We start from the raw sequence: 11,831 nt of genomic DNA on the forward strand, positions 1-11,831 counted from the left end.
ATCGGTGTCTGCGACCGAGTCGACCCTCGTCACGCTGCGTACGCGCGGCAAGCGGGTGGTGCGCCGCGTCGAGGACATCGCCGATCTGAACTACCCGGGGCTCGTCGTCGCCACCCTGTTCTTCGCGCTGTCGGTGACGCCGTCGCTGGTGCCGCGCGACTGGTTGTTCCAGGGGCTCATCAGTGGGATCAACGCGGCCATCGGGTACGGGCTCGGGTGCGTGCTCGAGTGGGCGTTGCGGCGGTGGGTGCGGCCACGGATTCCGCTGGCCGGGCCCCCTGACCGGGTGCGATACGCCATCAAGGCCGTGGTGCTCGTGGTGTGCTCGGTCGTGGCGGCCGGGATGCTCGTGCAGTCGGCGCGCTGGCAGCGCGAGATCACCTCGCTGATGGGGATGGAAGGTACGACCACCCCCGCGTATCTGCGGACCGGGCTACTCAGTGTGGCTGTGGGGGTGGCGGTGGTCGCGGTGTACCGGACGGTGCGTGCGCTGATCCTCGTGCTGGCCCGTCAGCTCAACCAGTGGGTGCGGGTGCCGCGCGAATTGGCGCCATCGGCCGGGGCATTGGTGCTGGTGGTGTTCGCGGTGACGGTGTTCAACGGGGTGGCCTCGCGGGCGTTCTTCGCCGTCGCCAACTCCGCGTTCAGTGTGCGCAACGACCGGACCACCGAGTACGCGGTGCCGCCGGTGGCGCCGGAGAAGTCCGGGAGCTCGGCTTCGCTCGCGCCCTGGGAGACACTCGGTTTCGAAGGGCGGTGGTTCGTCGCCAACGGTCCCGACGCGGCCGACATCGCCGCGGTGACGGGAAGGCCTGCGCGCGAACCGATCCGGGCCTATGTGGGGTTGGAATCGGTGCGCGGGGAGCAGACGGCGGCCGAGCTGGCGGTGGCCGAACTCGAGCGGACCAAGGCCTTCGAGCGGGCGGCGATGGTGGTGGTGACGACCACCGGCACCGGGTGGGTGAACGGGATGGCGGCCGGTTCGCTCGAATACCTCTACGGCGGTGACACGTCGATCGTGGCCACCCAGTACTCGTATCTGCCCAGCGTGCTGTCGTTTCTGTCCGACCGGGAGAAGGCCGCGGCGGCGAGCCGTGAGCTGTTCGACGCGGTGTACCGGCGGTGGTCGGCGCAGCCGGAAGAGCTGCGGCCCAAGCTGTTCGTGTACGGCGAGAGTCTCGGGTCGCAGGGGTCGGAGGAGGCCTTCGAGGGGTTGGCCGATCTGCGGGAGAAGGTCGACGGGGCGCTGTGGGTAGGGCCGCCCAATTCCAATCGGCTCTGGCGGCAGTTCGTGGCCCGGCGCGATCCGGGTTCGCGAGAGGTGGCACCGGTCTATGCCGATGGGCTGGTCGTCCGATTCGCCGATGACGCAACAGATTTCGACTCGCCGGAGGTATGGCGCGAGCCCCGCATCGCCTACCTGCAGCATCCGTCCGACCCGATCGTGTGGTGGTCGGCGGACCTGATCTTCACCCGGCCGGACTGGTTGCGTGAACCGCGTGGCGACGATGTGTCGACGCAGATGCGCTGGGCGCCGTTCGTGACGTTCTGGCAGGTCACTGCCGATCTCACGAACGCACAAGGGGTGTCGGACGGGCACGGGCATCGGTACGGGAGTCTCGTGCTCGACGGTTGGCTGGCAGTGACGGGGCTTTCGGTGAACCCGGATGCGATCGAAAAGGCCAGGGTGGCAGTCGAATCCGCCGAGAAGCTGGAGCGGGAGGTGAAGTGAGAGCCGGGGAGAACGTGGTCGGTGCTGTCGGTGTGGCGCTGTGTATACCGCCGGTGTGGAACAACTGGGTTCTGCCTGCCCTCGGTCTGCCTCTGCGCGGACGATCGGTGGCCAACGTGCTGTTCGCCGGCGCGTACACCGGGGTGTTCCGTGGTCGCCCGAACTGGTTGTCCGCCGGCGGTTTACGGTGGGGTCTCGGTAGTTCTGCGGTGGTTCTCGCGGGTTACGGCGTGGTCTTGGCTGTTCCGGCGCTGCGCAGGCTGCTCGCCGAGATCGCGGTGCGCGTCCCCGAAACCTCCACCCTCGAGTGGATCGCCGTCCACATTCCCGTCGGCACGGTCCTGGCCGAGGAAGCCGTCTTCCGCGCCACCCTCGACCCCCTCCTCGATTCCCGCGGCTGCCCGCCCGTCGTCGGTGCCGCCGACTTCGCCCTCTGGCACATCCGCCCCGCCCGCACCGCAGGCGACTCCCTCCCCGTCACCCTTGCCGCGACCACCGTCGCCGGCCTGATCTTCAGCGCCCTGCGCCGCCGCGCCGACAGCGCCACCGCCCCAGCCCTGCTGCACCTCACGATCAATGCGGGCGGTGCCTTGTTGCCCACCCTGGCCGCCTACGTCGAGACCCGACTTGCCGCCGGATCAGGCATCGGCCGGCTGCGAGGGCCGATGACCATCCAGCCCTAGGGGCAGCCGTGACGCTTTGGGCGGCGGTTTCGCCCTTCTCGGCCCTCTGGCAACTCAGGCATACGGCCACTCGATTGCTGTCGGGGGCGGTCGGTAGCGTTGCGCGTTATGGCTGGTCGGAATGTGGTCGATCCCGCGCAGGTGCGGGCGGCGGTGTTGGCGGTGGCGCAGTGGTTGGGGGACGAGGGTGTGCCCGGGCCGGGGCGGGCGAAGTTGGGGGCGGCGGTGAAGGGGACGGCGCGGGCGTTGGCGGCGAGTGCGCCGGGGCATTCGGTGGAGGTGCGGGTGCCGCCGTTCGTCGCGGTGCAGTGCATCGAGGGACCTCGGCATACCAGGGGGAATCCGCCGAACGTGGTGGAGACCGACGCGCGGACGTGGTTGTTGCTGGCCACCGGGCTGCTGGAGTTCGACGACGCCGTGGCTTCGGGCGCGGTCTCGGCCTCCGGGACCAGGGCAGCGGAGATCGCGGGCTGGCTGCCGATCGTCCCCTTGTCCGCACCGCGCTGAACCGAGACGTGGCAGGACCGGCGCGACCGGTGGCGAGCCGGTGCTGCGCGGTGACCCCCGCCGCGCGCATCGTCAGTCGGAGTGGTTCTTGCGGTGCAGGCCCTTGTAGTCGTAGTAGCGGGTGATGATCGTGCCCGCCACGACGGCGATCGCGATGCCGAGCAGTGCCATCCAGATGCCGCGATCGAGGCCGGCCGAGTAGTTCGCGTCGAAGTACAGGATCGAGCGCACGCCGAGGAACACCTGGTGCATCGGTTCGAATTCGGCCAGCCAGGACAGGTAGGTCGGGGTCGCCTCGATGGGCACGGTGCCGCCCGAGGAGGGCAGGCCGAGGATGACGAACAGCACCAGATTCACCAGCAGGCCCGCCGTGCCGAGCGCGGCCAGCGTCATCAGTGCCGTCCAGCCGACCGCGACCATGGCGAGCACCGAGTACAGGTACAGGGCGAGCGGATTGTCGACCGGCATGCCGATGAGCTTTGCCGCCAGCAGGAACACCGCCGAAACCACCACCGCGACAACCGTCGACACGCCCCACTTGACGAGCAGGGTGTGGAACCGGGAGATCGACGACGTCGGATAGTGCACGAACCATGGCCCGTACTCGGTTGGCACGAAACCGAACTGGCCATCGACCATGGTGTGGATGACCATCCCGCCGACCATCCCCGCCAGCAGCAGGAGCAGGGCGTAGAAGAAGGCCGTCAGGCCCTGACCGGTGCCGGGTGGCAGCGGCCGGTACTCCTGGGTGACGGTGTCGATGGGACTCTGGAGGCTCAGCATCGCCGCACCGGAGATCTGCGGTGCGGGCGCGCCCTCCGGCGTCTGCGCGAGGGTGGCCTGCACCTGGTCGACCAGCTGCACCCCGACCTGCTTGTCGACCTCGGCCAGCGCCTGCTCGCCGATCCGCTGCACGATGGCGTCACCGTAGGCGCCCATGCGCGGATTGGTCTGCAAGGTGATGATGGGGTTTTCCATCTCGCCGGGCACGATCGAGCCCGCGCCGAGAATTCCCAGGCGTTTGCTGAAATCGCCGGGGATGACGATCGCGCCGTACACCTGGCCGGTGCGCAGCAACTGCTCGGACTCCGGCTTGCCGACCACTCGCAGGTCGATCTTGTCGGCGGGCACGTTCGCGACGAGCGCGTCGGTGACCTGCTTGCCGAAGTCGACGCGGCGCTGCTGACCACCGGTATCGAGGACATCGCCCACATCGAGGTTCACCAGCGCGACCGGGAAATCGTGCAGATTCTTCTCCGGATCGGCCACATAACCCAGGTACATCACCCCGAGCAGACCGGTGAGCACGGCGAGCACCAGTGTCGGGGCGAACACAATCTTGGCCCAGTGACGCCGGGGGCGCGTCGATGTGTCGAACATCGCTCCACGGGCGGACGTCTTGCGGGAATCACTCGGCGTCGACCTGGCGTTTTCACTGTTCGAACGCGATTCACCGGCTGCAACGTCTGCACTGTCGTCCGTCGTCACAACCGGCACGGTAACAGCTCCACGCGGCCGATCAGGGTGTTCCGCGCGGAGATTGCTGCCGGGATGCGAGCACCCGTGGTACGCACCGGCGATTCACCCGTAGACTGACGAGTGCCCCCAGCCCGCCCGAACAGGGAGCAAACGGTGACCGACGCCGATCCGACGATCGACACAACATCCGCCATTTCCGACGAGCCCGAGAACGAGCCTCGCGAGGAGTGTGGCGTCTTCGGCGTCTGGGCTCCCGACGAGGACGTGGCCAAACTCACCTACTACGGCCTGTACGCGCTGCAGCATCGCGGACAGGAGGCGGCCGGTATCGCGGTCTCCGACGGCTCCCAGATCCTGGTCTTCAAGGATCTCGGCCTGGTGTCCCAGGTCTTCGACGAGCAGACGCTCGGCGCCATGCCCGGCCATATCGCCGTGGGCCATTGCCGCTACTCCACCACCGGTGGGGTCACCTGGGAGAACGCCCAGCCCATCTTCCGCACCACCGCCGTCGGCTCCGGCCTGGCCCTGGGCCACAACGGCAACCTGGTGAACACCGCCGAATTGGCCGGGCGCGCACGCGAACTCGGCCTGATCGGTGCGGGTGTGGTGAACGGCCGCCCGCAGATGACCGGCGCCACCTCCGACTCCGACATCGTCACCGCGCTGCTCGCGCACGCCTCGGCGGACTCGAGCATCGAGCAGGCCGCGATGGAACTGCTGCCGCAACTGCGCGGCGCCTTCTGCCTGACGTTCATGGACGAGCACACCCTCTACGCCGCGCGCGACCCGCACGGTGTGCGTCCGCTGGTGCTCGGCCGCCTCGATCGCGGGTGGGTCGTCGCCTCGGAGACGGCCGCGCTCGACATCGTCGGCGCCGCCTTCGTCCGCGAGATCGAACCGGGTGAGCTGCTCGCCATCGACTCCGACGGTGTGCGCTCGCTGCGCTTCGCCAACCCCGAACCCAAGGGTTGCGTCTTCGAATACGTGTATCTCGCGCGGCCGGACACCACCATCGCGGGCCGTTCGGTGCATTCCACCCGCGTGGAGATCGGCCGCAAGCTGGCCAAGGAGAACCCGGTCGAGGCCGACCTGGTGATCCCGGTGCCCGAGTCGGGCACGCCCGCCGCGGTCGGCTACGCCCAGGGCTCCGGCATTCCGTACGGCCAGGGTCTGATGAAGAACGCCTATGTTGGCCGCACCTTCATCCAGCCGAGCCAGACGATCCGTCAGCTCGGTATCCGGCTCAAGCTCAACCCGCTGCGCGAGGTGATCCGCGGCAAGCGGCTCATCGTCGTCGACGACTCCATCGTGCGCGGCAACACCCAGCGCGCCCTGATCCGGATGCTGCGCGAGGCCGGTGCGCTCGAGATCCATGTGCGCATCGCGTCGCCGCCGGTGAAGTGGCCGTGCTTCTACGGCATCGACTTCGCCTCGCGCGCGGAGCTCATCGCCAACGGCGCGGGCGGTTCCGACGACAGCTACGAGGCGATGGTCGAGAACGTGCGCCGCTCCATCGGTGCCGACTCGCTGGGCTACATCTCCACCGAGGGCATGATCGCGGCGACCGAACAGCCCGCCTCGCGGCTGTGCACCGCCTGCTTCACCGGTGAGTACCCGATCGAGCTGCCGCAGGAGGCCGCCATCGGCAAGAACGTGCTAGAGGGGATGCTGTCGGGCCAGTCCGAGGCCGCGCTGCTCGGCGGCAATGTGAACGTCGACGCGCTCAGCCGCCCATAACCTCCTCGCACCAGGGACCGGTCAGGATAAACCTGATCGGTCCCTTTTGTGTTGTGTACCTACAATTTTCCGGCCTATCCGAATTACGTAAGATTTGTTCATAACATCCGCGTAATTTTTCGCTCGATTTGAAACTGGGCGGTAATGGTTCGCCTGTACGGTCCCTCGTTATATCGCTAGCTCACCGCGTCGTCGCCGCTCCCGTGATCCGGGTGCGGCGACATCGCGGCGTTCGAGAATGGGATCTGATGTTGAACAGTGCAAAGAGCGCTCGCAAGAATCGCGCGAAACAAGCTGCCGCAGTGGGTGTTGCGGCTGTTGTCGCCGCCTCGCTTGCGGCCTGTGGGTCGGGACGCACCGATGACGCGGGCTCCGGCGCGGGGCTGGTCGTCGGCACCACGGACAAGATCTTCGCCCTCGACCCGGCCGCGGCCTACGACAACGGGTCGCTGCTCGTGGAGAACCAGATCTATTCGTATCTGCTGAACTTCGCGCCCGGCGATACCACACCCAAGCCGGATGCGGCGGAGAAATGCGAATTCACCGCACCGACGGTGTATACCTGCAAGATCAAATCCGGTCTGAAATTCGCCAACGGTAATCCGTTGACCGCCAAGAGCGTCAAGTTCTCGTTCGACCGCATGGTGAAGATCAACGACCCGCACGGTCCCGCCGCACTGCTCGGCAACCTCGACAAGACCGATGTGGTCGACGATCTCACCGTCGCGTTCACGTTGAAGGTCGCCAACGATCAGACCTTCCCGACGATCCTGCCCACCCAGGCCGGACCCATCGTCGACGAGAAGGTGTTCCCGGCCGACAAGGTCGCCACCGATGAGGAAGTCGTTGCCGCCAAGGGCTATTCGGGCCCCTACACGATCAGTACCTACGACAAGAACAAGCTGGTCGAGTACAAGGCCAACGCCGACTACACCGGCATCCTCGGCAAGCCGAAGAACGACTCGGTCTCGACCAAGTACTACGCCACCTCCGACAACCTGAAGCTGGACCTGCAGAACGGCGCCATCGACGTCGGCTACCGCTCCTTCACGCCGACCGATATCGACAGCCTCCGTGCCGATTCCAAGGTGAAGGTCACCGACGGACCGGGCGGCGAGCTGCGGTACATCGTGTTCAACATGAACACCATGCCGGGCAGCACGCCCGAGCAGAAGCTGGCCGTGCGCAAGGCGATGGCATCCTCGGTGGACCGTGAGGCGCTGGCCGCCGGTGTGTACAAGGGCACCTACCAGCCCGCCTACGGCTATGTGCCCCAAGGCATGATCGGCGCGGCCGAACCGCTCAAGGAGATCTACGGCGCCAAGCCGGACAAGGACAAGGCGGCGAAGTTCCTCGCCGACGCGGGCGTGGCCACCCCGGTGACGCTGAACCTGCAGTACAACCCCGACCACTACGGCTCGAGCTCCTCGGAGGAGTACGCGGCGGTCAAGTCCCAGCTCGAGGCGTCGGGCCTGTTCAAGGTGAACCTGCAGTCCACCGAATGGGTCACGTACCAGAAGGAACGCGCCTCCGACGGTTACCCGATGTACCAGTTCGGCTGGTACCCGGACTTCCCGGACGGCGACAACTACCTCGCGCCGTTCTTCGGCCCGAACAACTTCCTGCAGTCGCACTTCGAGAACCCCGCTATCAACGCCCAGCTCACCGCCGAACTCACCGAGGCGGACCCGACCAAGCGGGTGGAGCTGATCAAGAAGATCCAGACCGATCTCGCCCAGAACCATCTGCCGACGCTGCCGCTGCTCTCGGGCAAGCAGGTCGCGGTGTCCAAGCCGGGCGTGAACGGCGTCGGCGACACCCTCGACGGCTCCTTCAAGTTCCGGTTCACGGTACTGAGCAAGTGAGTGACGTTCCCGTCGCGCCCGGATCACCGGTCCGGGCGCGACGTTTCGGGTGGATGCGCGGCGGGGGTTCCCGCCAGGTGGCTTTGCTGCGGTACCTGCTGATCCGGCTCCTGCTGATCGTGCCGACCGCGTGGTTGCTGGTGACAGTGGTGTTTTTCCTGATGCGGGTGATCGGTGACCCCATCAGCGCGGCCATGGGTGGCCGGCTGACCCAGGAGCAGATCGAGGAACGCAAGGACGCGGCCGGGCTGAACCGGCCGATCCTGACCCAGTACTGGGAGTACATCACCGGGTTCCTGCGCGGCGACTTCGGGCGCACCCAGGACAACCAGGCCATCGCCGATGTGGTCGTCACCTACGGTGCGGCCACCTTCGAGCTGGTGTTCTGGGGACTGCTCGTCGCCTTCGCGGTCGGTATCCCGCTGGGCAGATACGCTGCGACACACCGGGATACGCCCGCCGACGCGGTGCTGCGGTTCTCGGCGGTGCTCGCCTACGCGGCGCCGGTGTTCTTCGTCGGCATGCTGTTGAAGCTGGTGTTCTCGGTGTGGCTGGGCTGGTTTCCGGTCGGTGGCCGGGCAAGTACGGATGTGGAGCTGGCGCTGCAGCACGTGTCGCCGAAGACGAACATCCTGTTCATCGATTCGATCCTCTACGGCGAACCGTCCTATGTGCTCGACGTGCTCGAACACGCGGTGCTGCCCGCGGTGGCGCTCGGCCTGCTCACCGGCGGCATCTTCCTGCGGCTGGTCCGGGTGAACCTCATCCAGACCCTGCGCAGCGACTATGTCGAGGCGGCGCGGGCGCGCGGGTTGTCCTCGCGGGTGGTCACCGGGCGGCACGCGGTGCGCAACGCGCTCATCCCGATCATCACGGTGATGGGCATGTGCATCGCGATGATGCTCGGCGGCGCGGTGCTCACCGAGACCACGTTCGAATGGAAGGGCCTCGGCTATCAGCTCGCCGAGTACCTGCGGGCGCGTGACTTCATCGCGGTGCAGGGCATCGTGGCGTTCATCGCGCTGCTCGTCGCGGTGATGAGTTTCCTGGTGGATGCCGTTGTCGCACTGATCGATCCGAGGGTGAGGTTCTGATGGCGGTCACGAAACGTAGGCTGCCCGGCGCCGAATTGCTGTCGAAAACCGCTGGGATGCAGCGCGTCACACTCATCACCGGATTGATCCTGGTGGCCGGGTTCGTGCTGGTCGCGGCGTTCGCGCCGCTGCTCGCGCCCTACGATCTGGCGCAGAACACCTCCGACGGAGTGGCTTTCGCGTCGCAGCAGGGTCCGTCGGCCGAGCACTGGTTCGGTACCTCGGTGCGCAGTGAGGACGTGCTGTCGCGGGTGCTGTTCGGCGCCCGCACCGCGCTGCTCGTCATCGCCATCGCGGTGACGCTGTCGCTGCTGATCGGGGTGCCGCTCGGGTTGCTGTCGGGTTATGTGGGCCGGTGGGTCGACCGGGTGCTGGTGATGGTGATGGACGCGATCTACGCGTTCCCGTCGCTGCTGCTCGCCATCGTCGTCTCCATCGTCATCGCGGGCGGCACGTCGAGCAGCCTGGGTGGCATGTTGTCGGCGGCGATCGCGATCACCGTTGTGTATGTGCCGCAGTACTTCCGGGTGGTGCGCAACGCGACGGTGGCGGTGAAGACGGAACCGTACGTGGACGCCGCGCGGGTGACCGGCGCGTCGACGGCGCGAATCATGTTCCGCCACATCATGTCCAATGTCACCGGGTCGCTGCCGGTGATCGTCACCATCAACGCGGCCGATGCCATCCTCACCCTCGCCGCGCTCGGCTTCCTCGGGTTCGGCATCGAACCGACCCAGGCCGCCGAATGGGGTTACGACCTGAACAAGGCGCTCAACGATGTGTCCAACGGGATCTGGTGGACCTCCATCTTCCCCGGCACCGCCATCGTGCTCGTGGTACTCGGCATGACGCTGGTCGGGGAGAGTCTCGACGAATCGCTGAATCCGTTGCTGCGTACCAGGCGTGCGGTCACTTCGAAGGAGTCCGTCGATGAGTGAGAAGACTGCCGCACTGGCCGTTTCGGGCCTGTCGGTCACCTTCACGACCGACGCGGGCCCGGTGCACGCGGTACGCGATGTGTCCTACGAGGTGTTCCCCGGTGAGGTGCTCGCCATCGTCGGCGAGTCCGGGTCGGGCAAGTCGGTGAGTTCACGTACCGCGATCGGGCTGCTGCCGCAGTCCGCGTCGGTGCGTGGTCTGGTGACGATCGGCGATCGACCGGTCACGTCGATGACCGAGAAGCAGCTCACCGCCCTGCGCGGCGGTGCGGTGTCGATGGTGTTCCAGGAACCTGCCCGGGCGCTCGACCCGCTGTTCACCGTCGGGTTCCAGATCTGCGAAGCCCTGCGGGCGCACAGCGGGATGAGCCGGAAGGACGCCAAGGCCAAGGCCGTCGAGTTGCTGCGCTTGGTCGGGCTGCCCGATCCGGAGCACCGGGTCGACTACTACCCGCACCAGCTGTCCGGCGGGCAGAAGCAGCGCGTGATGATCGCCATCGCCATCTCGTGCGAACCGAAGGTGATCATCGCCGACGAACCGACCACCGCGCTCGATGTGACGGTGCAGGCCGAGATCCTCGAACTGCTGCGCGACCTGCGCGACCGGCTCGGCAGCGCGATCGTGCTCATCACCCACAACATGGGTGTCGTCGCCGATCTGGCCGACCGGGTGGTGGTGATGCGCGCGGGCGAGGTGGTCGAACAGGCGCCGGTGCACGAGCTGTTCGCCAGTCCGAAGGCCGAGTACACGCGGGCGCTGCTCGACGCGGTGCCGCACCTGGGGTCGACGACGGCGCGCCCGGAGCCGGACCGGACCGTCGAGCCGGTGCTCGACGTGCGCGACCTGGTCGTCACGTTCCCCGGACCGTTCGGCAGACCGCCGTTCCGGGCCGTCGACAAGGTGAGCCTGCAGATCCGGCCGGGGGAGACCCTCGGCCTGGTCGGCGAATCCGGCTCGGGCAAGTCGACCATCGGGCGGTGCGTCGCCGCCCTGCAACGGCCGACCGAAGGGCACGTGCTGATCCGCGGCCAGGACATCGCGGGCCTGTCCCCGCGCAAGCTGCGGCCGATCCGGCGACGCTTCGGGTTCGTGTTCCAGGACCCGGCCGGCTCGCTCAATCCACGGATGACCGTGGGCGAATGCGTCGCCGAACCGCTGCTGGTGCACGGGGTCGGTGACAAGGCGAGCATCCGGGAACGGGTGCGGCACATGCTCGACGACGTCCACCTGCCCGCGGGCACCGAGAACCGGTACCCGCACGAACTGTCCGGCGGGCAGCGTCAGCGGGCCAGCCTGGCCCGTGCCCTCGTCCTCGACCCCGACCTGCTCGTCGCCGACGAACCGACCAGCGCCCTCGACGTGTCGGTGCAGGCCGCGGTCCTCGAACTGTTCGCCGAACTGCAGCGCGGCTGCGGCTGGGCGTGCCTGTTCATCAGCCACGACCTCGCCGTCGTCGACCAGCTGGCCGACCGGATCATGGTGCTGCGCGACGGAACCTGCGTCGAGGAAGGCGACAACGAACAGATCCTGCGCAATCCCCGGCACGACTACACCCGCCGGCTCGTCGCGGCCGTTCCCGTCCCCGACCCGGTGGAACAGCGGCGCCGTCGTACCGAACTCGCCGCAGGCTGAGGCGGGCCGTCGGCAACCGCACCGAGCGGCTCGCGGGTGGGACGAGTCCACCACCCGCGGGCCCGTTCGTCGGCAGGACCGAGGAGCCGCACGACGAGGGGACTGGCGGATCACTTAGAGTTGACAGGCATCTATCCGCCGATTCGGTTTGGAGCTTTCCCCA

Annotated in this window: 9 protein-coding genes; 8 read left to right on the plus strand and 1 reads right to left on the minus strand. The window is 67.5% G+C overall.

All coding sequences use genetic code 11. The features are described 5' to 3' along the window. The first annotated feature begins 4 nt into the window (after window positions 1-4). The 3 genes from ACWEVR_RS15395 (at window position 5) to ACWEVR_RS15405 (ending at window position 2,922) form a co-directional block, all read left to right on the plus strand. Entirely contained in the window at window positions 5-1,732 is a 1,728-nt protein-coding gene (locus ACWEVR_RS15395) for an alpha/beta hydrolase (RefSeq protein ID WP_452467460.1), read from the plus strand. Further along, the gene (locus ACWEVR_RS15400; protein ID WP_452467461.1) at window positions 1,729-2,415 is read left to right on the plus strand and encodes a CPBP family glutamic-type intramembrane protease; all 687 of its coding nucleotides are present in this window, start codon (window positions 1,729-1,731) and stop codon (window positions 2,413-2,415) included. The genes ACWEVR_RS15395 and ACWEVR_RS15400 overlap by 4 nt, the downstream gene beginning before the upstream one ends. Before the next feature lie 108 nt (window positions 2,416-2,523). Further along, the gene (locus tag ACWEVR_RS15405) at window positions 2,524-2,922 is read left to right on the plus strand and encodes a sterol carrier family protein (protein ID WP_452467462.1); all 399 of its coding nucleotides are present in this window, start codon (window positions 2,524-2,526) and stop codon (window positions 2,920-2,922) included. A gap of 72 nt (window positions 2,923-2,994) precedes the next feature. Here the strand turns inward: ACWEVR_RS15405 and ACWEVR_RS15410 are convergent, their stop codons facing one another. Then, window positions 2,995-4,302: a YhgE/Pip domain-containing protein gene (locus ACWEVR_RS15410; protein ID WP_452467463.1), complete on the minus strand. Its 1,308-nt coding sequence runs from the start codon at window positions 4,300-4,302 to the stop codon at window positions 2,995-2,997. A gap of 252 nt (window positions 4,303-4,554) precedes the next feature. Here ACWEVR_RS15410 and purF point away from each other — a divergent pair, with 252 nt between their 5' ends. From purF to ACWEVR_RS15435, 5 genes are all read left to right on the plus strand, one after another. Next, window positions 4,555-6,138 (plus strand): amidophosphoribosyltransferase, encoded by a 1,584-nt coding sequence (gene purF, locus ACWEVR_RS15415; RefSeq protein WP_067492328.1) that lies wholly within the window; start codon window positions 4,555-4,557, stop codon window positions 6,136-6,138. Window positions 6,139-6,386: 248 nt separating this feature from the next. Continuing rightward, a complete protein-coding gene (locus tag ACWEVR_RS15420) occupies window positions 6,387-8,003 on the plus strand; it encodes an ABC transporter substrate-binding protein (protein WP_452467464.1) in 1,617 nt (538 codons plus the stop codon). A gap of 53 nt (window positions 8,004-8,056) precedes the next feature. Continuing rightward, on the plus strand, window positions 8,057-9,097 hold the full coding sequence (locus ACWEVR_RS15425; RefSeq protein ID WP_452467626.1) for an ABC transporter permease: 1,041 nt from the start codon (window positions 8,057-8,059) through the stop codon (window positions 9,095-9,097). Next, window positions 9,097-10,035, plus strand: coding sequence for an ABC transporter permease (locus ACWEVR_RS15430; protein ID WP_452467465.1), 939 nt, complete (start codon window positions 9,097-9,099; stop codon window positions 10,033-10,035). Before ACWEVR_RS15425 ends, ACWEVR_RS15430 begins: the two co-directional genes overlap by 1 nt. Continuing rightward, window positions 10,028-11,668 (plus strand): ABC transporter ATP-binding protein, encoded by a 1,641-nt coding sequence (locus tag ACWEVR_RS15435; protein ID WP_452467466.1) that lies wholly within the window; start codon window positions 10,028-10,030, stop codon window positions 11,666-11,668. Before ACWEVR_RS15430 ends, ACWEVR_RS15435 begins: the two co-directional genes overlap by 8 nt. Window positions 11,669-11,831 lie beyond the last annotated feature (163 nt).

This window comes from Nocardia sp. NPDC003979 (assembly GCF_053605015.1).